Source organism: Streptomyces sp. NPDC053513, from assembly GCF_044544765.1.
In the GTDB taxonomy this organism is placed as follows: domain Bacteria; phylum Actinomycetota; class Actinomycetes; order Streptomycetales; family Streptomycetaceae; genus Streptomyces; species Streptomyces litmocidini.
Genome location: NZ_JBITXP010000003.1, coordinates 446,912 through 471,499, shown reverse-complemented (window position 1 = coordinate 471,499; position 24,588 = coordinate 446,912). Strand labels below are relative to the sequence as shown.

23 protein-coding genes, 1 pseudogene and 1 riboswitch are annotated in these 24,588 nt (G+C 73.8%); of the genes and pseudogenes, 6 read left to right on the top strand and 18 right to left on the bottom strand.

The annotated features are described in order from the left end of the window. Positions 1 to 4 precede the first annotated feature (4 nt). The 10 genes from ACIGW4_RS07675 to ACIGW4_RS07630 form a co-directional block, all read right to left on the bottom strand. A complete protein-coding gene (locus tag ACIGW4_RS07675) occupies positions 5 to 1,261 on the bottom strand; it encodes an AMP-binding protein (protein ID WP_123458478.1) in 1,257 nt (418 codons plus the stop codon). Further along, positions 1,261 to 2,160 carry an SDR family NAD(P)-dependent oxidoreductase gene (locus ACIGW4_RS07670; RefSeq protein WP_399579035.1) on the bottom strand — a complete coding sequence of 300 codons (900 nt, stop codon included), beginning with the start codon at positions 2,158 to 2,160 and terminating at the stop codon, positions 1,261 to 1,263. The genes ACIGW4_RS07675 and ACIGW4_RS07670 overlap by 1 nt, the downstream gene beginning before the upstream one ends. Next, positions 2,157 to 3,458, bottom strand: coding sequence for an MFS transporter (locus ACIGW4_RS07665; RefSeq protein WP_185094875.1), 1,302 nt, complete (start codon positions 3,456 to 3,458; stop codon positions 2,157 to 2,159). Before ACIGW4_RS07665 ends, ACIGW4_RS07670 begins: the two co-directional genes overlap by 4 nt. Continuing rightward, complete coding sequence (locus ACIGW4_RS07660) at positions 3,455 to 4,672, bottom strand: phenylacetate--CoA ligase family protein (protein WP_399579122.1); 1,218 nt, start codon at positions 4,670 to 4,672, stop codon at positions 3,455 to 3,457. The genes ACIGW4_RS07665 and ACIGW4_RS07660 overlap by 4 nt, the downstream gene beginning before the upstream one ends. Before the next feature lie 5 nt (positions 4,673 to 4,677). Beyond that, positions 4,678 to 5,763 (bottom strand): RimK family alpha-L-glutamate ligase, encoded by a 1,086-nt coding sequence (locus ACIGW4_RS07655; RefSeq protein ID WP_399579032.1) that lies wholly within the window; start codon positions 5,761 to 5,763, stop codon positions 4,678 to 4,680. Continuing rightward, positions 5,760 to 7,190, bottom strand: a complete 1,431-nt coding sequence (locus ACIGW4_RS07650) for a KamA family radical SAM protein (RefSeq protein WP_123458482.1) — start codon at positions 7,188 to 7,190, stop codon at positions 5,760 to 5,762. The genes ACIGW4_RS07655 and ACIGW4_RS07650 overlap by 4 nt, the downstream gene beginning before the upstream one ends. 11 nt (positions 7,191 to 7,201) lie before the next feature. After that, positions 7,202 to 8,860 carry a class I adenylate-forming enzyme family protein gene (locus ACIGW4_RS07645; protein WP_399579029.1) on the bottom strand — a complete coding sequence of 553 codons (1,659 nt, stop codon included), beginning with the start codon at positions 8,858 to 8,860 and terminating at the stop codon, positions 7,202 to 7,204. Between the two features lie 517 nt (positions 8,861 to 9,377). Then, positions 9,378 to 10,688 (bottom strand): flavin monoamine oxidase family protein, encoded by a 1,311-nt coding sequence (locus ACIGW4_RS07640; protein WP_399579027.1) that lies wholly within the window; start codon positions 10,686 to 10,688, stop codon positions 9,378 to 9,380. 62 nt (positions 10,689 to 10,750) lie between these two features. Then, positions 10,751 to 11,047 carry a phosphopantetheine-binding protein gene (locus ACIGW4_RS07635; protein WP_123458484.1) on the bottom strand — a complete coding sequence of 99 codons (297 nt, stop codon included), beginning with the start codon at positions 11,045 to 11,047 and terminating at the stop codon, positions 10,751 to 10,753. Next, positions 11,037 to 12,587, bottom strand: coding sequence for an amino acid adenylation domain-containing protein (locus ACIGW4_RS07630; RefSeq protein WP_398713765.1), 1,551 nt, complete (start codon positions 12,585 to 12,587; stop codon positions 11,037 to 11,039). The genes ACIGW4_RS07635 and ACIGW4_RS07630 overlap by 11 nt, the downstream gene beginning before the upstream one ends. Before the next feature lie 397 nt (positions 12,588 to 12,984). Between ACIGW4_RS07630 and ACIGW4_RS07625 the strand changes: the two genes are divergently transcribed. Then, positions 12,985 to 13,125 (top strand): hypothetical protein, encoded by a 141-nt coding sequence (locus ACIGW4_RS07625; protein ID WP_185094876.1) that lies wholly within the window; start codon positions 12,985 to 12,987, stop codon positions 13,123 to 13,125. An 11-nt stretch (positions 13,126 to 13,136) separates the two neighbouring features. Here the strand turns inward: ACIGW4_RS07625 and ACIGW4_RS07620 are convergent, their stop codons facing one another. Beyond that, positions 13,137 to 13,955, bottom strand: coding sequence for an SDR family NAD(P)-dependent oxidoreductase (locus ACIGW4_RS07620; protein WP_399579025.1), 819 nt, complete (start codon positions 13,953 to 13,955; stop codon positions 13,137 to 13,139). 185 nt (positions 13,956 to 14,140) lie between these two features. Between ACIGW4_RS07620 and ACIGW4_RS07615 the strand changes: the two are divergent. Together ACIGW4_RS07615 and ACIGW4_RS07610 are read left to right on the top strand one after the other, a co-directional pair. Then, positions 14,141 to 14,452, top strand: a pseudogene (locus ACIGW4_RS07615) (GNAT family N-acetyltransferase); the annotation flags it as partial. Positions 14,453 to 14,522: 70 nt separating this feature from the next. Continuing rightward, complete coding sequence (locus ACIGW4_RS07610; RefSeq protein WP_399579022.1) at positions 14,523 to 15,581, top strand: substrate-binding domain-containing protein; 1,059 nt, start codon at positions 14,523 to 14,525, stop codon at positions 15,579 to 15,581. Positions 15,582 to 15,609: 28 nt separating this feature from the next. Here the strand turns inward: ACIGW4_RS07610 and ACIGW4_RS07605 are convergent, their stop codons facing one another. The 7 genes from ACIGW4_RS07605 to ACIGW4_RS07575 form a co-directional block, all read right to left on the bottom strand. Continuing rightward, positions 15,610 to 16,320 (bottom strand): sulfite exporter TauE/SafE family protein, encoded by a 711-nt coding sequence (locus ACIGW4_RS07605; protein WP_123458488.1) that lies wholly within the window; start codon positions 16,318 to 16,320, stop codon positions 15,610 to 15,612. Continuing rightward, entirely contained in the window at positions 16,317 to 17,738 is a 1,422-nt protein-coding gene (locus ACIGW4_RS07600; RefSeq protein WP_399579019.1) for an amidohydrolase family protein, read from the bottom strand. Before ACIGW4_RS07600 ends, ACIGW4_RS07605 begins: the two co-directional genes overlap by 4 nt. Beyond that, positions 17,735 to 19,063 (bottom strand): uracil-xanthine permease family protein, encoded by a 1,329-nt coding sequence (locus ACIGW4_RS07595; protein WP_399579120.1) that lies wholly within the window; start codon positions 19,061 to 19,063, stop codon positions 17,735 to 17,737. Before ACIGW4_RS07595 ends, ACIGW4_RS07600 begins: the two co-directional genes overlap by 4 nt. A 552-nt stretch (positions 19,064 to 19,615) precedes the next feature. Then, entirely contained in the window at positions 19,616 to 20,293 is a 678-nt protein-coding gene (locus tag ACIGW4_RS07590) for a hypothetical protein (protein WP_399579017.1), read from the bottom strand. Further along, positions 20,286 to 20,861 (bottom strand): RNA polymerase sigma factor, encoded by a 576-nt coding sequence (locus ACIGW4_RS07585; protein WP_399579117.1) that lies wholly within the window; start codon positions 20,859 to 20,861, stop codon positions 20,286 to 20,288. Before ACIGW4_RS07585 ends, ACIGW4_RS07590 begins: the two co-directional genes overlap by 8 nt. 2 nt (positions 20,862 to 20,863) lie before the next feature. Further along, positions 20,864 to 21,103, bottom strand: a complete 240-nt coding sequence (locus tag ACIGW4_RS07580; RefSeq protein ID WP_185094878.1) for a hypothetical protein — start codon at positions 21,101 to 21,103, stop codon at positions 20,864 to 20,866. A gap of 204 nt (positions 21,104 to 21,307) precedes the next feature. Beyond that, positions 21,308 to 22,042, bottom strand: a complete 735-nt coding sequence (locus tag ACIGW4_RS07575) for a translation initiation factor IF-2 (RefSeq protein ID WP_399579014.1) — start codon at positions 22,040 to 22,042, stop codon at positions 21,308 to 21,310. A gap of 192 nt (positions 22,043 to 22,234) precedes the next feature. Between ACIGW4_RS07575 and dhaK the strand changes: the two genes are divergently transcribed. From dhaK to ACIGW4_RS07560, 3 genes are read left to right on the top strand one after another with little or no spacing between them, the layout of a single operon-like run. Then, positions 22,235 to 23,227: a dihydroxyacetone kinase subunit DhaK gene (gene dhaK / locus ACIGW4_RS07570; protein WP_123458493.1), complete on the top strand. Its 993-nt coding sequence runs from the start codon at positions 22,235 to 22,237 to the stop codon at positions 23,225 to 23,227. A gap of 26 nt (positions 23,228 to 23,253) precedes the next feature. Beyond that, positions 23,254 to 23,874, top strand: coding sequence for a dihydroxyacetone kinase subunit DhaL (gene dhaL, locus ACIGW4_RS07565; protein ID WP_123458926.1), 621 nt, complete (start codon positions 23,254 to 23,256; stop codon positions 23,872 to 23,874). Further along, a complete protein-coding gene (locus ACIGW4_RS07560) occupies positions 23,871 to 24,296 on the top strand; it encodes a PTS-dependent dihydroxyacetone kinase phosphotransferase subunit DhaM (protein ID WP_398713750.1) in 426 nt (141 codons plus the stop codon). The genes dhaL and ACIGW4_RS07560 overlap by 4 nt, the downstream gene beginning before the upstream one ends. A gap of 50 nt (positions 24,297 to 24,346) precedes the next feature. Continuing rightward, a riboswitch (cobalamin riboswitch) is annotated at positions 24,347 to 24,583 on the top strand. Positions 24,584 to 24,588: the final 5 nt, after the last annotated feature.

Here is a 24,588-nt window from a genome sequence, read left to right as displayed (position 1 = left end):
CCGGTCAGTCGGCCGGGCGCTCGTCCACCACCTGCCTGAGCTTGCCCGTCCGCGGGTTGGTGGCCAGCTCGGAGCGCGGCACCCACTCGATGCCCAGCTCGTGGATGGCGCCGTCCGCGACCTCCGCGGGGAAGAGCGGCCGGGCCGCGTAGACCGCCTCGACGAGCCGGGCGCCCAGGTCCGCCGGGGGTTCTTCGACGTATCCCAGGCGCAGGATCAGGCCGTCCCGTCCGTCCCAGCGGCGCTGCACCATCTGCATGCCGGCGATGTACCGGTCCGGGTCCGCCTCCACGAGCACCGCGCGGACGTCCTCGATCGGCATCGAGACCGTGCCGACCCGTCCGCCCTCCAGGGACCGGCCGAGGAGACGGAACCGCCGGCACCGCTGGTCGACCCACTCGCCGCGGTCGCCGGTCGGGAACCTGATGACCGGCATGAGGGTGCGGAACAGGTTGGTGACCATGACGCGGCCCGGCACCCCGGGCGTGGTGATCGGCTCGCCGGTGACGTCGTCGACGAGTTCCACCACCGTCCGGTGCGGGAACGCCTCGTGCACCCGTACGTCGTCCCCGGGTACGGGTCGTCCGACGAGCCCCGCGTCGATGGAGGCGTAACCGACGGAGGCGACGGCCGCCTTGGGGAAGGCCCGCAGCAGGATGGGCCGCAGGTCGGTGAAGAGCAGGTCGCCGCCGAAGAGCAGCAGTTCCACCGAGTCGGCGGTCCGGCCCCGCCGGACGAGGCACTCGGCCACGGCGGCCAGTTTCATCGGGACGCCGGCGAGGACGTTCACGCCGAAGTCGTCGATCAGGTCGGCGACGAACTCGTTGGGGGCGCCGGCGCCGACGGGCAGGCGGACGTTCTCCACGGGGGCCGCGTGCAGGGCGTGTTCGATGTAGAGCATTCCGCCGTACAGTTCGCCGGCCCAGAAGAGGTTGGCCACCCGGTGCCCCGGCTTCAGTCCGGCCCGCACGATGCCGGCGCCGAACGCGGTGACCGAGTCGGCGTGTTCCGACCGCGACCAGACGGACAGCTTGGGCGTGCCGGTGGTCCCGCCGGTCCGGTAGACCCCGGCGTCCGTCAGCGGACCGGTCAGCACCCGGTTGTCCGGCCAGGTGTTGGCCGCCCAGAACTCCGCGTGGTCGATGACGGGGAGCTGGGTGAGGTGCGAGACCGTCCGCGGCACGTCCCGGTACGCCTCCGCGTAGAAGGGCGAGTGGGCGCGGACGAAGTCGACGAGTTCCTGAAGGGATTTGGCGGGCACTACCTCTCCTGCTCTGTGTCGTCGGATTCCGGCCGGCCCCCGATCCACGTGCGTGCGAGTTCCCGCACGACGGAGCCGTCACGGTCGGCCAGTTTGTTCTCCAGGTACGCGGCCGCCCAGGGGTTGGTGGGGACGCGGAAGGCCGGTCGCTCGGCCCGCAGCGTCCGCACCACGACCTCCGCCACTTCGGACGCCTCCTGCCCGGCGCCCTCCCAGCCGTGGTGGACGACCCAGTCGATGTAGTCGGCGAAGGTGGGGGCGTAGGGGCCGGAGGCGGCCTCGATGGTCTTGCGGTCGACGTCGGGGAAGATCCCGAACGAGGTGTTCCTGACGAAGCCGGGGACCACAACGGACACCTTCACCCCGTGCGCCTCCGCCACCGGGGCGAGGCTCTCCATGAACCCCTCGACGGCGAACTTGGCCGCGCAGTAGGCCTCGTTGAAGGGCTGCCCGACGACTCCGTGAACGCTGCCGATGGTGACGAGACGCCCCCGGGCGGCCCGGAGCAGCGGCATCGCGGCCCTGCTCACCTCGACCACTCCGAAGAAGTTCACCTCCAGGTTGGCCCGCAGCGCTTCCGTGGTGGACATCTCCAGGGTCGGGTCGAAGTTGGAGACGCCGGCGTTGTTGACCACGGCGTCGAGTCGTCCGTGCGCCCGGCGCACGCCGTCGACGCAGCGGGCGACGGAGCCGGGGTCGGTGACGTCCAGTCGGCGGATGTCCAGGGAGACGCCGGCCCGGTCCGCCTCCTCCCGCAGTGCCCCGGCGCGGTCGGGCTCGCGCAGGGTGGCGACGGTGGTGAAGCCGGCCCGTGCCGCGGCGATCGCCGTGGCCTTGCCGATGCCCGAGGACGTTCCGGTGATCAGCACGACCTGGGGTTCCCGGTCCGCCGTGCTCATGAGGTGCCCTCGGCCAGGGCCGGTTCGGCGTTCCCGCCGTCCGCCTCCGCCGTCCGCCCCCGCTCGGCCGCGTCCAGCAGGCGCTGGATCCGCAGTGCCGGCAGGAAGGAGCAGGCCGCGAGGAGCGTGCCGCCGGCCATGGTGACCCGGGCCGCGTCCAGGATGCCGAGCGGGCCGGTGAGCAGGCTGACCGCCACGCCTCCGGCCAGGGCGGCCAGCGGGATCACGCCCCAGGTCGCGGTACGGAAGGCCGCGTGCATCACCCCCTGGTTCCGTGCGGACATCCGGGACTGCCGGATGGGCGCGCTGCTCACGTTGATGAAGGACATGAAGAAGCCGTAGCAGCCCATGGTCACGGCGATCACGGCGCCGGCCGGGAGGGCGGGTGCCGCGAGCACGCCGAGGCCCACCAGACAGTGCAGGAGCAGCGCCCAGGCCAGCATCCGCCCCGTCCCCAGCCGTTCACCGGCCTTCGGCGCGAGGGCCGCGCCGGCCAGGGCGCCCACCGCCGCCACGGACATGGCGGCGCCGAAGACGCCGACGGAGACGCCGAGCCCCTGGTAGGCGAGGATCGGGAGCACGGTGACGAAGACGGGGCCGCCGCAGTTGAGCGTCACGGCCGCCACCACGACCCGGCGCAGCACCGGGTCGGACCAGTTCAGCCGGAAGCCCGCCGTCAGCCGCTCCCCCACCGAACCCTCGGCGACGGTCCGCTCGCCCCAGGGCCGCATGGAGCGGATGCACAGGGCGGAGACCAGGTAGCTGGCGGCGTCGACGAGCAGGGCGGCGACGCCCAGGGCGCCGTAGAGACCGGCGGCCAGGGAGGGGCCGGAGACCTCGGAGACCGAACGGCTGCCCTCCATCCGGGAGTAGGCGCGCACCAGGTGGTCCTTCGGCACCACGGCGGGGACGGCGACGAGGTAGCCGACGGTGAAGAAGATCGTGGCGCCGCTGATCACCGCCACGCAGGCGAACAGCAGGGGGGTGGAGAGCCATCCCTGCCAGTACGCCAGGGGGATGACGGCCACCGCCGCCAGGCGGGCGAGGTCGCAGACGAGCAGGGTGCGGCGGTTGTCCCACCGGTCCACCAGGACTCCGGCCAGCGGACCGAGGAGCGGGATCCCCAGGTACTGCGCCATGGCGACGACGCCCACCTGGAACGCGGAGGCGTCCAGGGCGAAGATCATCACGGTCGGCACCACGAAGACGGTGATGCGGTCGCCGACGGTGCTCACCGACTGACCGATCCAGAACCGGTTGAACTCGGCGCCCAGGGACACCGGCCGTGAGAGCCTCACCGCTCCTCCAGCACCACGAGGCCGGAGGTCTTGCCGGTCCGGTCGTTGCTGATCAGGTCCGTGACGGGGCGCACGCGGAAGTTCTCCGGATCGTGCTGGAAGGCGGTGCTCAGGGTGAAGGTCCCGGTCAGGAGTTCCTTGCGGAGCCGTTCGGCGTCCACGGTCGCGCCCGGGGCGGTGAGCAGCAGCACCTCCACGGATCCGGCACGCCCGCCGGTCTCGGAGATCACCACCTGGGCGCGCGAGACGCCCGCCTCCCGCTCCACGCGCGTGATCACCTCGTCGACGTGCAGGCCCAGGCCCCGGACCTGGACCACGCTGTCGCGGCGGCCGAGCACCCGCATGGCCCGCCCGGGCCGGCCGCACGGGCACTCCACCAGTCGTCCCGCGTCCCCGGTGCGGTAGCGCAGCACCGGGTTGAGCACGTCGGGGTCGAGAGCGGTGAAGTCGAGGAGCTGGTCCTCGCCGACGTGGACCAGCTGGTCGGGCAGGGTGTGGAACGTGTCCGCGGGGCAGTCGGGCGTGTTGGTGCCGACCACCCAGGTCTCGGTGCTGCCGAACATGCCCCAGCGGCGGGCCTCCGGCGCGACCGCGGCCATGTCCTCCTCCAGCTGCGGCTGCCAGGCCTCGCCGAGCCAGAGCACCTTGCGCAGGTCCGGCAGTTCCAGGCCTGCGGCCCGGGCGTGGGCGAACCAGAGCCTCAGCACGCTCGGGGTGCCGCCGATCGCCGTCACCCCGCGTGCCACGAAGAAGGCCAGCCACTCGGCGTACTCGTCCTTGGTGACGGAGCCCAGCGCGATCACCTGGCAGCGGGAGAGGTCGGACAGGGCGGCGACCAGGAAGTGCGCGCCCCACATGCGGCCGGCGCCCCAGGCGTTGACGAAGACGTCCTCGCGGTCCAGCGGCTGCCAGTGGGCGTGCACCCCGGCCATGTAGAAGCCGGTGGGCGCGTGGCCGAGTTTGGGCGCGCCGGTGCTGCCGCCGCTCTGGAAGAGCCAGGTGGCGCCGTGCTCGGCGCGCGGTCGCAGGTGGGCGAGGGCGGCGTTGAGGTCGTCCTTGAGCAGCGGGGGGAGGGCGGCGATGTCGTCGAGGGTGCGGATGTCCTCGGAGTCGCGGTAGCGCGAGGCCAGTTCCGGGACCTGTCGCAGGCGTTCCAGTGTTCTGCGGGCGACCGTCAGCCGTGGCTCGGCCGCCTCCGGGGTGAGCGAGAACATGGTGGTCAACTCGTTTCCGTCGGGGAGGGGGACGGGGAGGCTCCGCCGTCGGCGTCCGCCTCGGTGCCGGTTTCGGTGTCGGTGCCGGTTTCGGTGTCGGCGAGGTGCCTGGCGTGGGCGTCCCGGTAGGCGGTGAAGCGGGCCAGGGTGATGTCCCGTTGGACCTTTCGGTCCGGGTCGCCGGGGACGCGGGGGATGACGCCGTCGGGCTCCAGCTCGGAGAACCAGAACCGCTGTCCGTCGTGGAGGAAGTCGAGGCAGAAGAACGGGATGCGCAGCCGCTCGGCGAAGTAGGCGGTGGCCTCGGCCAGTTCCTCGGGCACGGGGGTGAACTCCATGGTGCCGCCGTGGCTCATGTTGGCGACCGCCGAGCCGGGTTGCGGGGTCCGCTTCAGGACCGTGTGGGGACGGCCGTCGATCACGTACACCCGGTGGTCGACCGTGCCGTCGCCGAGGTACGGCTGGACCACGAGCGTGGTGTCGCCGCCCTGGGCGAGGCTGGCCAGGCCCCGGATGTCCTCCCTGCCGCGCGCCAGGTTGACTCCCCCGCCGCCGCACCAGCCGGCCGGTTTGACGATGGCCGGGTACGCCATGTTCCCGAGGGCCACCTCGTACAGGTGCCTGCTCACGTCGCGTCCCGTGCCGATGCGGACGGTCGGGATCGGGGGGATCGGGGAGCCGCCGAGGTGGAGCAGGGTGGCCAGCTTGTCGTTGCCGATCAGCGAGGTCTCGGGCGGGAAGGGCAGGTAGAAGCCGGCCTGTTGCAGCACCGTGCACAGGGCGTACTGGTTGAAGACGTCCATCTGCTGGTACGGCAGCGAGTAGAGCGCGGTGATGAAGAGCGTGTCCCGGGGTGTGACGGGCTCGTCGTCCACGTGGACCCGGGGACGTCCGGGTTCCGTGCAGTCCACCGTCACCGCGTCGGGGGAATGCCGGGTCCAGCGGAGGCCCAGGTCCTCGGCGGCCTCGGCGTACAGGTCCCAGAACACGGTGTGCCACGTCTCGGCCGTCCGGGTCGATTCCCGGTCGGGGAAGATCCAGCACATCCGGCGCAGCGGGCCGGTGTCGGTGCGGTCCGGGGAGGGGTTCACGGGGTGGCCTCCGGTGCGGTGGGTCGGGGGTGCGGGGCGCCGGTCCGTCCGTCCTGTGCGGAGGCTCGCTCCGCCCACCAGCGGCGGCCGGACTCGGGAAGGGTGTCCAGCGGGTCGTAGTACGGGTGGCGCCGGGCCAGCGCTTCGTCGAGGTCCGCGTCGGGCGACTGCCGGACTTCGAGCTCGGTCCGGTAGTTCTTCGTCCAGTACGAGATGCCGCGTTCGCGCTCGTAGGCGACGGCCTGGTGCACCCAGCGCTTGCCGACGTGCGGTACGTCGCAGACGATCCGCGGGGTGGCGTAGCCGGGGAGGTATCCCATGATCGCCTCCTGGAGCCGCTGGGCCTGGTGGAGGGGGGTCCGCCAGTGCTCGGCGTGGGGTATCACGTCGCAGAGATAGAAGTAGTACGGGAGGATGTTCGCTTCGCCCTGGAGCGCGAAGCAGAGGTCGAGGAGGTCCTCGGGGGTGGCGTTGACCCCGCGCATCAGCACCCCCTGGTTGCGGACGTCCCGGACGCCCGCGTCGAGGAGGGCCCGGGCGGCCTCGGCGACCAGCGGGGTGACGGACTGCGCGTGGTTGGCGTGGGTGTGCACCGCGAGGTTGACCGCCCGGCGGGCGGCGACCGAGGCGACCCTCCCCACGCCTTCGACGACCTCGGGCCGGAGCCAGTACTGGGGCAGGCCGACCACGGCCTTGCTGGCCAGGCGGATGTCACGGACCGATCCCAGGTCGAGGAGGCGCATGAGGAACGCCTCCAGCCGGGGCCAGGGCACGTTGGCGACGTCTCCGCCGGACACCACGACGTCGCGCACGGCGGGGGTCCGCTTGAGGTAGTCCAGCATCTGCTCCTGCCGGTCCCGCGGGCGGAGCGCGAGCCTGGCCTTGGTGACCTGGGGGGTGGAGGTGCCGACGAGGTCCATCCTGGTGCAGTGCCCGCAGTACTGCGGGCAGGTGGCGACCAGCTCGGCCAGGACCTTGTTCGGGTAGCGGTGGGTGAGTCCCTCCACCACCCACATGTCGGCCTCGTGCAGCGAGTCCCGTCCCGCCTTCGGATGGCTCGGCCACCGCGGGTGCCGGTCCGAGCGCACCGGCAGCATGTACCGGCGGACCGGGTCGGCGAGGAACGCCTCGGTGAACGCTCCCGGCGCCAGGGCGGCCCGGGGCGCCATGGTGTTGAGCATCTGCGGGGTGATCAGCATCGCCATCGTGGCGAACTCCGCCCGGTCGGCGGCGAGATCGCCGTAGAAGTCGTCGGTGAGCAGGTCACCGACGACGTCCTTGAGCTGGCGCGGGTTCTTCACGCAGTGGGCCCTCTGCCACTGGGCGTCGCGCCACTCGCGTTCCGTGACGCGACGCCAGCCCGGCAGCCGTCGCCAGTCCGGCTCGGTCAGCGGGGTCCGCGCGTACCGGTACGGCTGCGGGATCATTCCGGGCCCGCCTAACGGCCGGTCAGGAAGGTCGCGAAGCGGGTCCGGAGCTCTCGCTTGAGCACCTTTCCGGTGGGGCCGAGCGGGAAGTCCTCCGGCGTGCGCGCGATGCTCACCGCGGCCAGCGGTGTCAGCCCGGCGGCGATCAGGGCCTTGTTGGCCGCCTCCTGGACCTCCTCGGCGGTGCTCGCGGCCGCTTCCGCCTGCAACCGTACGACCGCCAAGGGGAGTTGACCCCGCCCCGGCCCGGCGGGGACGCCGACCACCGAGCAGTCCTGCACCAGCGTGGCGCAGTCGGCGAGCAGCACCTCCTCGATCGGCAGGCTGTACGCCGGACCGTCCACGGTGTCGATGACGTCCACCGTGCGGTCGAGGTGGTAGAACCGCCCCTCGGCGTCGCGCCTGGCCACGTCGCCGGTGAGCCAGTAGCCGTTCCGTTCGAACGTGCTGGTGAGCCTGTCGTCGTTCCAGTACCCGGGGGTGCGGGAGGGCGTGATCACGCCGAGCAGTCCCACCGTGCCGTCGGGGACCTCCCGGCCGTCCTCGTCGAGCACCGCGGCCTTCTCCACCACCTCCAGGGGCTTTCCGACGCAGCGGTCGTCGCGGGTGCTCTCCGGTGTGGTCATCTGCCCGAACAGGGCCATGCCCATCTCGGACGAGCCCAGGCCGTCGATGAACTGCGAGCCGGGCAGGGGCGGCTGCTCCTCCTTCTCGCTGGGCAGCAGCCAGGGCCTGATGAGGCCGGCGGGCCGCTCGCCGAGCCGCACCAACCGGCGGATGTGCCCGTAGTGGGCGCTGTCGCCGGTGTTGAACCAGGAGTGGACCTTCGCCGCGCCCTTGACCGGGAGTTCGCCGGTGGCCAGTTCCACGAAGGTGCGGGGGAAGGAGGCGACCATGGTGGGCTGGAAGGCCTCCATCACCGGCTCGACGACCGTGCGCCGCCAGTCGGACATGACCACGGTCGGCAGGCCGAGCAGGGTGGCGGTGAGGAAGTAGCTGAGTCCGCCCGCGTGGGTGTGCGGCATGAGCGACATCAGCCGGTCGTCGGCCTCGGCGGGGAAGCGCACCATGCGCGGCTGCTTGCCCTCCCAGAACTGGCGGTGCGCCAGCTTGGTGGACTTCGGGGTCCCGGTGGTCCCGGAGGAGTGGATGAGCGCGACCACGTCGTCGGCGGCGTGCCGGTGCGGGTAGACCTCGGGGAGCTCGGCGGACGCGGAGTCGAAGGCCTGGAGTTCGGCGGCCATGGCGATGAAGCGGGGGCGGCGGTGCGGGGTCTCGCGGTAGGCGGAGGCGAGCCGCGTGGGGTCGTCCGCGACCACTCCCACGACGCCCACGTGGTTCAGGTAGCGCACCATCACCTCGTGCGGCATGGCGTCGTTGACGAGGGCGGGTACGGCTCCCAGGGCGGCGAGCGCGAGGAAGTGGAGCAGGGGCTCCAGGCCTTCGCGGACCACCACGCCGACCGGGTCGCCGGGCCGGACGCCGTTGGCCCAGTACCACTTGGCGTGGTGGTCGCGCAGGGCGGCGAGGTCGAGCAGGCTGTGTCCCCGCAGTTCGACCGTTCCCCGGTGGTCGACGCGGTGGGTGTAGGCGTACGGGACCGCGCGGTTCGGGTTGACGGCGATGGCGTGGTCGAGGAAGTTGCCTGCTCCGAGCGTGGGCTCGGTCATCAACCCTTGTCTGACTGCGAGAGGCGCGATGGACGTGCGGTCGCTCATGAGGGTCTCCCGTCGGGCGTCGCCGGGACGGACCCTGGTGGGGCCGGGGCCCGGCGACTGTTCGAAGGCTTGCTGTTCTCGGCGGAACGTGCGGAACTCGTGGTTCGGCGGCCTTTCCCGTGCGGTCGTGGGGTGCGGCGCACGGCCTGGGCTCGGGCGGGTCGTGAGGCCTCGTGGTCGGCTCGGGAGGGAAGGGGGCGGCGGATCCGGACGGCGGCGGCGGGGTGACCACCGGCAGGGGGGTGACCGGCGGCGGTTCGGAGCGCGTGTGCGTGTGGGGCCGGGGTCCCGGCAGGGGTGGCGGGCGGCGGGCTCCGGCGGAACGGGTTCCCCCAGACGGCTGCCGGAGGGGCGCCGACCGGCGGGGCGGAGACGGACGGGGCGGATACGGACGGGTCGAGCGGTTCACCGGCGCCGCGGGCCGGTCCGCGCTCCGGTCCGTGACCGTGCCCCGGTCCGCGCCCCGGCTCTACCGGCGGGCGAGGACCTCCTCCGCCGCCCGGCGGCCGGAGCGGATCGCGCCCTCCATCAGCCCGAAGAACTCGGTGCTGGTCTCCGTTCCGGCCCAGTGCACCCGCAGGTGGGGCGCCGTCAGCCCCGGGCCGTGCCGCACCCAGTCGCCGGGCCCGAAGAGAGCGGCGTAACAGCCCTGGCTGTACGTCTCGTTGACCCAGTCGGTCACGTGGAAGCCCACGGGTTCGGGAAGCATCGGGAACAGTCGGGCCGCCTGCCCGACCGCCGCCGAGCGCTGCTCCCGCGGGTCGAGCGCCGCGAAGCGGTGGGCCTCGGCGCCCGTGACGAAGCCGGTGAGGACGCCGACTCCGGCTCCGGCCGGAGAGTCGTCCACGGTGGACAGCAGCGGCCCCTCGGCGTTCACCGACCAGCCCGACAGACCGTGGTCCCGCCAGACCGGTGCCGGGTACACCAGGTGCACCTTGACCGCGCAGCCCCGTGCGGTGCGGTCGCCCGCCCGGCGGGCCGGCGGTTCGGGCCGGTGGTCGACGGCGTCGGCGAGCAGGGGCGGCAGGGCCATGATCGCGACGTCGGCCCGGTACTCCCCCTTCGCGCTGCGGACGGTGACCCCGTCGTCGTCCTGGTGCACGGCGTGGACCGGCTCCCCGAGCCGCACCCCGTCCCCCAGCCGAGCGGCCAGCCGCTCGCACACCTGGTGGGCGCCTCCGTCGATCCGGTCCTGCTGGGCGCCGCCCTCGAAGGCGTTCAGGTAGCGCAGCCCGCCGCCCGACCGCAGGTAGACGGCCACGTGCAGGATGGACACCTTCGCCGGGTCGGCCGCCATCATCTCGCCCAGGAAGAGCGGGAAGAAGAGCCGGGCGTCCGGGTGCGTGAGGTGCCGTTCGGCCCACGCCCCGGCGGTCAGGGCGTCCAGTTCCCCGGCGCCCGGCGTGAGCCACGGGGCGTCGGGGCGGACGGTCGCGGTGAGTTCGTCGAGCCGCTCGAAGAGGTCGCCGAGGGCCACGGCGTTGAGCGGCGGGAACCGGCCGTCCCGGGTGGTCGCCTCGGTCCCGAGGGCGAAGCGGCTGGCTCCCCGCATGACGGTGGGCGTCGTCTTGAGGTCCAACTCGGCGATCAGAGAGTGGAGTTGCGTGTGCCGGTCCCCCAGGTAGGCGGCGCCCGCGTCCACCCAGTCCCCGGCGGAGACCTGGAGTCCGCGCGCCCGGCCGCCCACCCGGTCGCGTGCTTCCAGTACGGTCACGTCGATCCCGGCGGCGGCGAGTTCGGTCGCGGCCGTCAGTCCGGCGAACCCGGCTCCGACCACCACGGCGCCGGTGACTCCTCCGGGACGTCCGGGAGCGTCGTCGGCCGGGGCCCCGTCGCGCGCGGTCACCGGGCGTCCGCGATCTTCTCGGCCAGCCGTTCGGGGGTCGGGGCGGCGAGGAAATCCTCGAAGGTCAGCTCCACCCCGTAGGAGCGGGCGACGGCGCTGAGCACCCGCGTCGCGACCAGCGAGTCGCCGCCGAGGAGGAAGAAGTCGGAGTCCGCCGAGACGTCCTCGCTCTCCAGGACGCGCCGGAACATCGCCACCACGGCCTCGGTGTCGGCGCCGGCACGGGGGCCGGCGGGGGCGCCCGGGCCGGCGGGCGGGTCCCCGGCGGCTGCGGCGGTGGTGTCAACGCTCATCAACGGTCTCCTTTGACCTGTTCACGGTTGCGTAACGCTGGTGCGAGGCTCTCCTGTCGACCTTGCCGCTCGTGGTCAGCACGAGGTGCGGGACGACGGTGATCCGGCTCGGCACGAGATGGGCGGGCACCCGCTCGCGGAGGTAGGCCCGTAGTTCGCCGTCGAGGTGCCGCGTCTCGGCGTCCGGTCCGGGCACCACGTAGGCGACGAGTGCGGCGCGGCCGACGCTGACGGCTCCGGTGACGGCCACCGCGTTCACCGCGGGGTGGCCGGAGAGGTGCGCCTCCACCTCGGCCGGGTCGACGCGGATGCCCCGGATCTTGATCTCGTCGTTCAACCTGCCCTCGTGGGTGAGGAGGCCGTCCGGCGTCCTGCCGACCCGGTCGCCGGTGCGGAACCGGCGTTCGCCGCCCACGACCGCGTACGCCTCCTCGGTGGCCCGGGGCATGCCCAGGTAGCCGAGGGCCACCGCCGGGCCGCCGATCAGCAGTTCGTCCCGGTCCCCGACGTCCTCCACGACGTGGGCCAGGGGCCGCCCGATCGGCGCCCTGGTGCCGCTCGCCCAGTCCCGGCCCGGGACCGGGGCGCCGGGGCCGTGCAGGTCGACGGCGTGGGTGATCAGGGTGGTCTCGGTGCATCCGTAGGTGTTGAGCAGGCGGACGCGGCCCGTGTCGAGGCGGCTCCAGTCGGCCAGTCGGGCGGGGCTGACGGCCTCCCCGCCGATCACCGTCAGCCGGACGCAGTCGGGAAGTGCCGTCCCCTCCTCGGCGAGGTGGAGCACGAGTTCGTGCCAGAAGGCCGTGGGCAGGTCGAGGACGCTGACGCGTTCGCGCTCGACCATCCGCAGGAACCGCGGGAAGGACCCCGAGTGCGCCTCGCGGTCGAACACCAGGGTGGCTCCGGCGGTCAGCGCCGGGAGGATCTCCTCCAGCGAGGTGTCCCAGTTGAGCGAGGCGAACTGGAGCACCCGGTCCTCCTCCGTGAGGGAGAAGAGGTCACGGAGCGAGCGGACGGAGACCGAGATGGCCCGGCGCGGTGTCACCACCGGTTTGGGGCGGCCGGTGGAGCCCGAGGTGAAGAGGATGTACGCCGGTGCTTCGGGGTCCACGTCCCGCCCGGGGCCGACGGTGGTCGCCGCCGTGGCCCGCCCCGTCTCCTCGCCGTCTAATCGGATGACCGGCAGGCCGAGTCGGGGGTCGAGGGCCGTGCCGGTGTCGATGACCGTGCGGCAGCCGGCCGCGGACGCCATCTCCTGCTGCCGCGCCGGCGGGAAGGCCGGGTCGACGGGGCAGTAGACGCCTCCGGCCGTCAGCACGGCGAGCATCGCGACCACGGTGTCCGGGGTGTGCGCGGCCGGGACGGCAACGGCTCCGCGCCGTGGCCCGAGCCGCTCCGCGAGGCCGTTCACGAGCTCGTGCAGCCGGCGGTACGTCACGACCCGCCCCTCGTGGACGAGTGCCGCGCGCTCCGGGTTTCGAAGAGCGGCTTCCGTGAAGACCTGGATGAGGTCCGGGGTGGTTCCGAGGGTCTCGCACTGCATCGACTTGATCGCCCCAAATAAGCTTGAAAGCGCCTGTCCGTGCCCGACGAACGGGGACTCTACAGGCGAACTAGTGTTGCCACAATGGGAGTTGTGGAGAATCGGACGACCTCTGTGAACCCGGCGTGAGGGCGTGCACTCCAGCAGGTCAGAGCCCCTGCGAAGGTTCCGCTTCCGCTTCGGCGCGGGGCGCCACCGGAAGCGCCGCCACCGCGGGCGGCGATGCCGGGCCCTCTCCCCCGAGGGGCCGAAAGTGAGGGGTGGGCGACCGGGGCCGTCGCGTCGTCAGGAGGCCGGACCGGTCACCCCGTACCACCGCGAGAACGGCGGATCAGGCCTTTCCCGGCCACCGGTACGAGGCGGCCGTGTCGCCCGCCCGATTGACGTCGCGGTCGACGTGACCTGGATCAACGGCCGTCACGTGGGCCGGAAGGCCGATCACCGCGGGCTCATGAAGGCCTGCCGCGCCCTCGGTGCCACCCTGGTCCTCGGGCCGGGCGACAAGGACCACGGGACCCACGTGCACTGCCAGTGGTGACCCGCGCCCGGTCAGGCTCGCGGGGCGCGCGGCTCCAGCCGGAACTCGAAGCCGAGGGTTCCCGGGTCGAGCGCGGTCGCGCCCCCGTCGACCGTGAGCACCGCGCCGTTCACGAACGAGGCGGCGGGTGACAACAGCCAGGCGACCGCCTCCGCGACCTCCTGCGGCTCGCCGGGCCGCCCGGCGGGCAGGACCCGGGTGACCTCCTCGTACGCCGCCTCCAGACCGTCCCCGCCCAGGCCCGCCTCGTCGGCGAACCGGTTCATCCGGCGGTCCGCCATGTCGGTGCGCACCCAGCTCGGGCACACGGTGTTGGCGCGCAGGCCCGCGCCCCCGTAGTCGACCGCGAGCGAGCGGCACAGCTGGAGCAGCGCCGCCTTGGAGGTGGCGTAGGCGGCGTTCCCGACGCCGTTGCGCAGGGCGGACACCGAGGCCACCGCCACCACCGCGCCGCGGGCTTCGAGCAGGTGCGGGAGCGCGGCGCGCAGCAGCAGGAACGGGCCGGTGAGGTTGGTCCGCATGACCTCGTCCCAGTCCTCCGGGGTCACCTCGCCCACCCCGCCGCCCCGCCCGATGCCGGCGTTGAGCACCAGGCCGTCGAGCCTCCCGTACGCGCCGACCACGGTCTCGACGAGCGAGGCCACCGCGGCGGGGTCCCCGATGTCCGACGGCACGGGCAGGGCGCCGGTCTCCTCGGCGACCAGCCGCAGCGGCTCGGTGCGGCGCCCGGACACCGCCACCTTGTGTCCCGCCCGGGCCAGCGTCCGCGCGGTCGCGGCCCCGATCCCCGTCCCGCCCCCGGTCACCAGGTACACGCGCTCGTCCGCCATGTCCGCCGCCTCTCCCGTGTCTCGTCCGCCGTCCCCGTCCCGGTGATCTTAGGCACGCGCCGCCCGGGGCCGGGCCGGCCGACGGCCGCGCGGCGGGACGCGGGGAGGGTGCGGTCGGGGCCGGGGTGAGGGCGGTCGGGGCCGGGGAGGGTACGGCCGGTGCCGGAGCGGGTGCGGTCGGGGCCGGGGCGGTCGTCGCCTCCGCCTCCGTACGCCCCGACTACGGCGGTCCCGCCAGGGGCGTGGCCGACGCCGGCTTCATGGTCGACCCCGCCCACGCCGGCCGCGGCATCGGGCGCCTCCTGGCCGAACACGTCCTGGACGAGGCCCGCCGCGACGGCTGCACCGCGACGGTGTTCAACGCCGTCGTGGAGACCAACCCCGCCCTGCGCCTGTGGCGGTCCCCCGGCTTCACGGTCCTGGGCACCGTGCCGGAGGCGTACGACCATCCCCGACGCGGCCCGGTCGGCCTGCACATCCCGCACCGCCGGCTCTGAGCGTCGGCGAAGATAGGACGACCACCACCCCGCCCCGTGCCGTGCGGCACGACCAGAGGAGCGACGACAGATGCCCCCTTCCGGGTCCGGAGCGAGCCCGCGACCGCCGACGATCGCCGACGTCGCCCGTACGGCGGGGGTGTCGCGGACCACCGTCTCGCACGCCCTCAACGGGCTCGGCAAGGTCGACCCCCGGACCCGTGAACGCATCAAGCAGGTGGCGGCCGAGCTGGGTTACCGACCCAACCTGCGGGCCCAGCGGCTGCGGCGCGGCGAGGCCCGGGCGATCGCGCTCGCCTCGTCGATGCCCTTCGCGGTGGCCGGCGGCCCGTCCCGGCTCGGCTTCTACATGGAGGTCGCCGCCGCGGCCGCCGAGAGCGCGCTCCTGCACGACTACGCGCTCGTGCTCGTACCGCCCGTGCAGTCGGGCGCCGCCCTGGACTCGGTCGACATCGACGGCGCCATCGTCGTGGAGCCCGACGTGGGCGACGCCGCCGCGGCCCGGCTGCGGCAGCGCGGCCTGCCGTACGTGGCGCTCGGCCGGCCCGTCTCACCGGACGAGGCCGTCCCGTACGTCGACCTGCGCGGCGCGGCCGTCGCCGAGGCGCTCCTCACCCATCTGCGCGAGCAGGGCGCGAGGCGGCCCGCCCTGCTCGTCGGTTCGGGTGACCGGCACTCGTCGGTGGACGCGCGCGCGGCCTACGAACGGCTCGCCGCCGAGCACGGCTGGGAGCCGATCGTGGCGAGCGCCCCGGAGACCGGGGGTGAGCAGGCCGGCTACGAGCGGTGCGCCGCCCTGCTCGCCGAGCACCCCGGCATCGACGCGGTGTGCGCCCTGGTCGACGCCTTCGCCGTGGGCGCGCTGCGGGCCGTCCGGGACAGCGGGCGTGCCGTCCCCGACGACGTCATGGTCGTCACCCGTTACGACGGTCTGCGCGCCCGTACCGCGCAGCCGCCGCTGACCGCCGTCGACCTGCACCTGGACCGGGCGGCGGCGGCCGCCGTGGACCTGTTGCTCGGACGGTTGCGGGGGGACACCCCGGCCGGTGCCGTGGTGACGGTGCCGCCTCCGGCGGTGATCCCGCGCGCGTCGTCGCTGCGGACGCCCCCGCCGGCGACGGGCCGGTGAGCCGGGGCCGGCCGCGAGGGCGGGCGGATCAGACGCCCGCCATGAGCACCACCCCCGACACCAGCGCGAAGACCAGCACGAACAGGCGCATCCTGCGGGCGTCGATCCGGTGGTGCACCAGCCGGCTCAGCCACGCGCCCACGCCGATCGCCGGCACCAGCGCCAGGGCGAGGCCGAGATCCGCCGTGTCGCCCCGACCGGTCGCGAACAGCAGTGCCAGCGAGGCGACTTCACCGACGAGGAAGCAGGCGGCCACGGTCGAGCGCAGCTCGGCCGGCGGCCGGTGCTGGTAGACCAGCGCCAGCGGCGGGCCGCCGACACCCGTCGCCGTCTCCGTCAGACCGGTCACCGCGCCCGCGCCGACGTAGGCGGCCCTGCCCGGCGTGAAGGCCGGTGCCGCCAGGCTCACCACGGCCGCCAGGACGGTCGCGAGGCCCACGTACAGCCCGAGTCGGCGGTCCGGGATCACCCACAGCAGCGCCAGGCCGGCGGGCGTGGCCGCGAGCCGCGCGGCGGTGATCCAGCCCGCGCCGCGCAGGTCGAGGGAGGCCCGCTCGCGCCAGGCGACGTACAGGTTGAGCGGCACCATCGACGCCAGGACGAACACCGGCAGCAGCCCGGGGTCGAGGATCCCGGCCACGGGGGCGACGATCAGCGCGAAGCCCAGGCCGCTGCTGCCCTGGACGAAGGCGGCGGCGGTCACGGTCAGCGCGAGCACCGTCAGGGTCTCGCCGGTCATCGCGCCGTGCTCCGTTCCCGGCCGGCCACGGCCGCGCGGGCCCGGGCGGACGTCGGGTGGGCACGGGTGACCGCCGCCTGGGACACGGTCGCCTCGGCCAGCGCGGCGGCGCGCCGGACCAGTGCGGACCCGTCCCACCCGACCGGTCCGCCGCACCAGGTTCTGAGGCGCCCCGCGACGAACACGGCCGTGATCTGGTCCCTGTTGCCGCGCCGGACCAGCTCCCAGGGGAGGTCGCGGGAGAGCGCGAGTTCGGGGGTGGTGACGTCGACGAGGAGGAAGTCGGCCGCCAGGCCCGGGGCGATCGTGCCGGTGCGCGCGCCCAGGCCCACGGCGTCGGCGCCGCCCCGGGTGGCGTGCTCCAGCCAGGTCCAGCCCGCGCCGCACGAGGAGTCCCCGGCGGCGAGGCCGTAGGCGATCCGCTGGGCGAACTCGGCCGCCTCGGCGAGCCGGAAGCCGTCCCCGCGGGTGCCGTCGGTGCCGAGGCCGAACCGGATGCCGCGTTCGGCCATGGCGGTGGCGGGCGCGACGGCGTTGCCCTTCCACGCGCTGGCCACGGGGTTGTAGCTCACGGCGGCCCCGGTGGTGGCGAGCAGGGTGAGTTCGCGCGGGGTGAGCAGGGTGGCGTGCGCGGCGAGCAGCTGGGGTCCGAGCGCGCCGATCGCGTGCAGGTGCTCCAGCGGCCGCAGGCCGTGGGTCAGGAGGGACCGCTCGACGGCGGCCAGGTGCTCGTTGACGTGGATCTGGACGACGGCCCCGGCCTCCGCGGCGAGCGCGGCGGTCCGGCGCAACGTCTCCTCGGTGGCCGCCTCGGGGATGGAGACGGCGAGGGAGGCGTGGACCAGGGGATCGCCCTCGTACCGTACGAGGTGCTTCTCGGCGCGCTCCAGGACGCCGGGGCCGGCGGGAGCCGGGCCGTCCTGGTCGTTGCAGACGAGGCCCAGGACGCAGCGGAGGCCGGCGTCGCGGGCGGCGGTCGCGATCACGTCCACGTCGACGTCCGCGCGGGTCCCGGCGTCCGTGACGGTGGTGAAGCCGCCGCGCAGCGCTTCGAGCGCGGCCAGCTTGGCGGCGACGTACGCCGATTCCTCGTCCAGTGCGCCCTCCAGCGGCACCCACACCCGGCGGAAGATCTCCGACGGCTCGCCGAAGGCGAGGGCGGCGCCGAAGCTCTGGGTGAGGTGGTGGTGGGCGTCGACGAAGCCGGGCATGAGGAGGTGGCCGGGGAGGCGCACGGGGGTGGTGTCCGGGTGACGGCCGACCAGTTCCCCGGTCGGTCCCACCGCGGTGAAGACGCCGTCGGCGACGACCACGGCGTGGTCGGCGGCGGGGCCTTCGGGCAGGAGGACGGCGTCCGGGACGAGGAGGAGCGGGCCGGAGGAGTCGAGCAGGTCTCGCAGGGGGGTGTGCTGGTTCATCGGTCGCTTTCCGCGCGGGGGCCGGCCAGCCGGGCGACGAGGCCGGGCCGGACGTGGTGGAAGAGGATGTTGAGGACGGCGGCGACGAACGCGCCGACGGCGACGCCGCTTTCGAGGAGGATGCGGAGGTTGGGCGGGAAGCCGCCGTACACGCCGGGGACGAGGATCGGCAGCAGGCCGAGGGCGAGGGCGACGGCGCAGACGAAGGTGTTGGTGTGCCGGTCGAGGTCGGAGCGGCCGAGCATCTGGACGCCGAGGACGGTGATCACGGCGAACACGACCATCGCGGTGCCGCCGACGACGGCGGACGGGATGACGCTGATCGCCCGGGTGACCGGGGCGAGGAAGCCGATGGCGATGAGGGCGACGCCGGCGGTGGCGGTGACGAAGCGGCTGCGGACGCCGGTGACCCGGACGATGCCGATGTTCTCGCCGCTGGTCACCATGAGCGGCAGCCCGAAGAACCCGCCGAACAGGGAGGTGAGGGCGTCGCCGCGGACGGTCCTGGGCACGTGGACGCGCCGGTCGATCTCCTTGCCGACGGCCTGGGCGTTGATGACGGTCTGGCCGGTGGCCTCGGCCATCGAGGCGAGGCTGTAGAGCATCAGGGGCAGCGCGGCGAGCAGGTCGAAGCGCGGGGTGCCGAAGGGCATCAGGTGCGGCAGGCTGAGCAGCCCGCCGTCGGCGGCGTGGCCGAGGGGGACGCGGCCGAGCGCGGCGGCGAGCGCGGTGCCGGCCAGCAGGCCGAGCATGACGGCGAGTTGGCGTACGACGCCGGAGAACAGCAGGTAGAACGCGACGGTGAAGCCGATCGTCGCGATGCCGAGCAGGAGGTTCTGCGGCTGGGCGAAGCCCTGCTCGCCGGGGCGGCCGGTGACCAGGACGGCGCCCACCTTCACCAGGTTCACGCCGACGATGACGATCATCGTGCCGATCACCAGGCCGGGGAAGAACGCGAGCAGTCGTGAGAAGAGGGGCAGCACGACGAAGGTGAACAGCGCGGTGAGGACGACCGCGCCGCAGGCCGTCGGCAGGCCGTGCTGTCCGGCGATGGCCAGGAACAGCACGAGCGGGGCGCCGCCCGGCAGCATCACGAAGGGCAGCCGGGGCCCGAACTTCCAGGGTCCGAGCGACTGGACGAGCGAACCGACGCCGGACAGCACGAAGGCCGCGGACAGCAGATCGACGGTCAGCCGGGCGTCGAGCCGCAGGGTGGCGCTCATCAGGAAGATCGCGGAGATGGGCGTGGCGGCCATCACGAGCACGTGCTGGATCCCGAACAGCAGGATCCGGCCGAGCGGCCGGCACTCGTCGACGGGGTGCACCGCCGGCCGCGGGGGTCCGTCGGCGAGGGGGGTGTCCGGCGCCTCGTCCGGCGACGCGGCCGGACCCGGGAGCGGAGTGGGGGGCGTGGGCGGGGCGGGGGACGTGGGCGGGGCGGGGGACGTGGGCGGGGGCAGGGACGGGCGGGGGCGGGGACTGGACACGTTCGAGCTCCGTTCGGCGTTCGATACGTCGTGGTTCAGCCGCGATCCGGCCCCGGACGGGGAGCCAAATCGATTTGGCCAAATCGATTTGGCCGCCAGTATGGGAGGGCGCGCCGGAGCCGTCAAGAGATCCGGCGCGAGCGAGCGCGAGGACGACGCGCCCGCCGGCGCGCACCCTCTCCCCGTCGATCACGCCCTCCCCCGGCCACGCCGTCGATCGCACCGCCCGGGCCGCACCGTCGATCGCGCCTCCCCCCGGTCACGCCGTCTGTGCGACCTCGCCGTGGCCGCACAGACCGCCGGCCGCCTCGCCGGAACGAACGGACGGGAAGCGCTCGCCCCCTGGCCGGGGGGTGAGCGCTTCCCGTCTGCCGGGCCCTTGCGGTTCGATCAGCTGAACTGGAAGACGCCGGCCCCGGAGTCCTCGAACAGCCTCACGACCTGCTCCCTGAGCCCCAGCAGGCCTTCGAGCCGGGCACCGAAGTTGTCCTCCATCCAGGCCAGGTCCAGCGACGGCGCGAGCCGGGCGCGCGCCTCGCTCCACGTGGCGAGCTGCTCCTCGACGAGCTCGACGGCCAGGGCGAACTCGGAGGCGGCCGACTCCTTCGTGACCTCTCCGAGGAGGAGCAGCCCCAGGATGCGGCCGAGTTCGTCCCGGGCGAGGAGAACGGCGACATCAGGCGGTCGTGTCGCCGTCAGGGGCAGACCCTCCTCCTCCCACAACCGGCGGATCTCCTCCGCGAAGGCGTCCAGGGCCTCGATCTCGTACCGGCCGGCGGCCAGGACACCGTTCAGGGACGCGCTCTCAAGGACCGGCGACCGGTGTCCGTCCTCCTCGGACGCGGGCCGCGTCACGTCGTACGGCGCCTCGCACGTGATGGCCGCCGACACCCTGTGGTCCTTCGAGTGCCCGGCGAACGGGTCGTCGGCCGTGATCGTCCCGCGCAGTCCGGCGAACACGTCCAGAGCGGGCCCGACCGTCGCCGTGAGACCGCGCTGGTGCCGAGCGAGCAGCGCATCGAGCGCCTCCTCGGCATCGGCGTCGAACCCCTCGTGCAGATCACTCACCGGACTCCGCCTCCCTCTTCAGCCCCAGAAGGGTGATCAGCCGCTTCCTGGCCCGCACATACGCCTGCCGCACCGCCTCCGGACTCTTCCCCAGCACCCGGGCGGTCTCCTCGTGCGTGAAGCCGTCCAGCTTCCAGGCCATCGCCTCCCGCTCCGCCGGCGACAGCCGGCCGAGGGCTCGGAGGACCGTCGTCTGTTCCTCGGTGAGCAGCACCAGGTCCACCGGGCAGGTCCCGCCGGGACGGTCCGGCACGGAGTCGAGCGGGTGGGTCAGGCGCGTGGCCTGGCGCAGGTACGTGCGGTAGGCGACCGTGCGGAGCCACGCCCTGGGGTGCTCCAACTCGCGCCACTTGTCCGGGAGCAGCGTCAGGAACGCTTCGTGCGCGGCATCGGCCGCCTCGTAGACGCTGGCTCCCAGGTTCATCAGGAAGACGGTCACCGCACGCATCTCGCCGGTGTACAGGGCCTCGAACCCGTCCTGATCCCGAGACCGCGTCCGGTCGTGGCCGCGCCGACCCGGTGCCGGTAAGAACCACGCGGCCGTGCCGGGGGCCGGAACCTCGGTCACGATCACCTCTCCCCGACGTGGTCGGCGCCGCCGACCAGGATCTCCACGGCCCGCTCGGCGGACCGCTCCGAAAGTCGACTGCCCGGCGGCAGCAGCCTGACCCGCTCCGAAAGCCCCTGCTGAGCAAGCTCGGCGCGACGCACCTCGGCCCGGTCCCGGACCGCTTTGTACCCCAGTCGCGCACAGAGCCCCAGGAACGAGAGCGTCCCTGTCACGATCATCGTCACCAGTGTCGGATCCACGACCCACTCCTCGACCTACGCGGCGCTGTCGCCCGCATCCGGGTCCTAGAGCAACGAGCGGGCCCGAGTGTGACATCCCGGCGGCGAGGACTTTCCGTCCCTCCGGCCCGCGGACGCGGTCACGCGCCGGATCGCGACGGGTGCCGCCCGCCCGGGACGCGCGTCACCGACTCCCGCGGGCCGGGGCGGTCGGAGCCCGGGCGTTCAATGCGGTGAGGGCTTCGGGTTCAGGGCGTCGGCGACGGTGCACCCGCCCTCTCCCGGCATCCGGTGGATCCGGGGCGGCGCCCACACCTCGGTGGCGCCGGGGTCCACGCGGGCGAGCAGGCAGTCCTGCGCGTCGAAGCCGTTGCCCGGTACCAGCAGGAGGACGCCGACCCGGCCGTCGTCTTCCTTCACCTCGGTACGGATCGCCGGATCCATGTCCAGGGCCGCGAGCGCACGGCGCACCTCGGCCTCGTCCACCCGGCCGCCCGCGGGCACTCGGGGAAGTTTCGCGCGGAGCTCGTCGTACGGCAGCCGAGGTGGTTCGGGCGGCGGAGGGAAGGTCAGCGCCGGACCGTCCGGGCAGTCCACCTCACGGGGGTCCTCGTCCCACTCCGACGTGGGCGACACGCGCACCTCGTAGCAGTCCCGCACGACGTACTGCTCGGGGAAGACCAGTCCCTCGTACGCGAAGCCGGAGGTGCGGACGACCACTTCGATGCCGTCCCCGTCGTGCGTCGAGGTGCCCGTCACCCGCAGCACCTCGACCCCGTCGACGAGGGAGGCGGAGCGGCCGACCTCCTCCGCCGTGCGCGGGCGCTGACCGTACAGTTGCCGGCCCGCTTTCCTGGCCACCTCCCGGGTGGCGGCCGCCCCCTCGTCCTCGGCGGACCGCACCACCCCGCAGCCGACGGCGAGCAGCAGCGGCGGGACGAGCAGCAGTGATCGACGCATGCCCCCACCCTCACGGCATCGCCCCCGGAGGCCAACCGCTCTCCTACCCGGACCGGCGTAGGCGATCGTACTCAGACGGCCACCCACGAACCGCACATATGTCAGATCTGCGTGACCTTCACCGCCTCAAGGTCGATACTGCCCGCAGACGCAGGTCGCGGATCCATCTACCAGCCTCGCGAGGAGACACCGTTGAGAATGCTGATCAACGTTCCGGAGACCGTCGTCGCCGACGCGCTGCGGGGGATGGCCGCGGCGCATCCCGAGCTGACCGTGGACGTGGAGCGGCGCGTGGTGGTGCGGCGGGACGCGCCCGTGGCGGGGCAGGTGGCGCTGGTGTCCGGCGGCGGGTCCGGGCACGAGCCGCTGCACGGGGGGTTCGTGGGCCCCGGGATGCTGGCCGCCGCGTGTCCGGGCGAGGTGTTCACCTCGCCCGTGCCCGACCAGATGGTGCGGGCCGCCGCCGCGGTCGACAGCGGCGCCGGGGTGCTGTTCGTCGTCAAGAACTACACCGGTGACGTGCTGAACTTCGAGATGGCCGCGGAGCTCGCCGAGGACGAGGGCATCCAGGTCGCCAAGGTCCTCGTCGACGACGACGTGGCGGTGACGGACAGCCTGTACACGGCGGGCCGGCGCGGCACCGGCGGCACGCTGTTCGTGGAGAAGATCGCGGGCGCGGCGGCCGAGGAGGGCGCCCCGCTGGAGCGGGTGGAGTCGATCGCCCGGCGGGTGAACGAGCGGTGCCGCTCCTTCGGGGTGGCCCTGAGCGCCTGTACGACCCCCGCCAAGGGCAGCCCGACCTTCGACCTCCCGGAAGGGGAGCTGGAGTTGGGGATCGGCATCCACGGCGAGCCCGGCCGGGAGCGGCGGCCCATGATGACCTCGCGGGAGATCGCGGACTTCGCCGTCGACGCCGTCGTGGAGGACCTGCGCCCGTCCGGGCCGGTGATCGCCCTGGTGAACGGGATGGGCGCGACGCCGCTCCTGGAGCTGTACGGGTTCAACGCCGAGGTGCAGCGGGTGCTCGCCGAGCGGAGGGTCCCGGTGGCCCGGACGCTGGTCGGGAACTACGTGACCTCGCTCGACATGGCGGGGTGCTCGGTGACCCTGTGCGAGGTCGACGAGGAGCTGCTGCGCCTGTGGGACGCGCCGGTGCGGACGCCCGCGCTGCGCTGGGGCCGGTGAGCCCCGGGATGGGAGTGGGGAGCGGAATGACGGAGACCCTGGACGCCGGGTTCCTGGTGCGCTGGCTGGCCGCGGTGGCCGAGGACGTCGACCGGGAGGCGGACCGGCTCACCGAGCTGGATTCGGCCATCGGCGACGCCGATCACGGCGTCAATCTCAAGCGGGGGTTCGCCGCCGTGACGGAGGCCCTGGCGAAGGAGCCGCCAGCGAGTCCGGGCGCGGTGCTCGTCACCGCCGGACGACAGCTCATCTCCACCGTCGGCGGCGCTTCGGGACCGCTGTACGGGACGCTGCTGCGGCGCGCCGGGAAGGCCCTGGGCGAGGACGCGGAGGTCACCCGGGAGCGGCTGGCGGAGGCGCTCGGCGCCGGTGTGAGCGCCGTGTCGCAGCTGGGCGGTGCCCAGCCGGGCGACAAGACGATGCTGGACGCGCTCGTGCCGGGAGTGGAAGGGCTGCGGAGCTCGTACGAGGCGGCCCGCGCCGCCGCCGAGGAGGGCGCCCTCGCGACCGTGCCCCTCCAGGCCCGCAAGGGCAGGGCCAGTTACCTCGGGGAGCGGTCGGTCGGGCACCAGGATCCGGGGGCGACGTCGTCGGCGCTGCTCTTCGCCGCCCTCGCCGGGACCGCGCGGGCGGAGGAGGCGCGATGAGCCCCGTGGCCGGAGGCGCGGCGACGCCCGTCGGCATCGTGCTCGTCTCGCACAGCGCGGCGGTCGCGACGGCGGTCGCCGAACTGGCCCGTGGCCTCGCGGGCGGCGGCGACCTCGCGCCGGTCCTGCCGGCGGGCGGGACGCCGGACGGTGGCCTCGGGACGAGTTCCGAGCTGATCTGCGAGGCCGCGAAGGCCGTCGACCGGGGGGCCGGGGTCGCGCTCCTCGTCGACCTGGGCAGCGCGGTCCTCACCGTGAAGGCGCTGCTCGCCGAGGGCGACGAACTGCCCGGGGGCTCCCGCCTGGTGGACGCGCCGTTCGTCGAGGGCGCGGTGGCCGCGCTGGTGACGGCGAGCGCCGGCGGGGACCTCGACGCGGTGGCGGCGGCGGCCTCGGAGGCGTACGCCTACCGCAAGGAGTGACCGCGGGGACCGAGTGCGCGGAGTGACCGGAGGGACGCGTCGCGTGGTGGCCGTGTTGTGATCCAGCAGGTCAACCCACTAGTGTCGCAGGGCCTTGGTGTACGGGAAACCGGTGCAGTACCGGTGCGGCCCTCGCCACTGTGATCGGGAGGTCCGGCTCCACCCCCGGGGGGGGAACACCCCGGGGAAGCCACTGGACCGTCGTGGGAGACCGCGGCGGTGTGGGAAGGCGGAGTCGGGCCGCATGACCGTCAGCCAGGAGACCGGCCAGGGTGCGTTGTCCATCCACGAG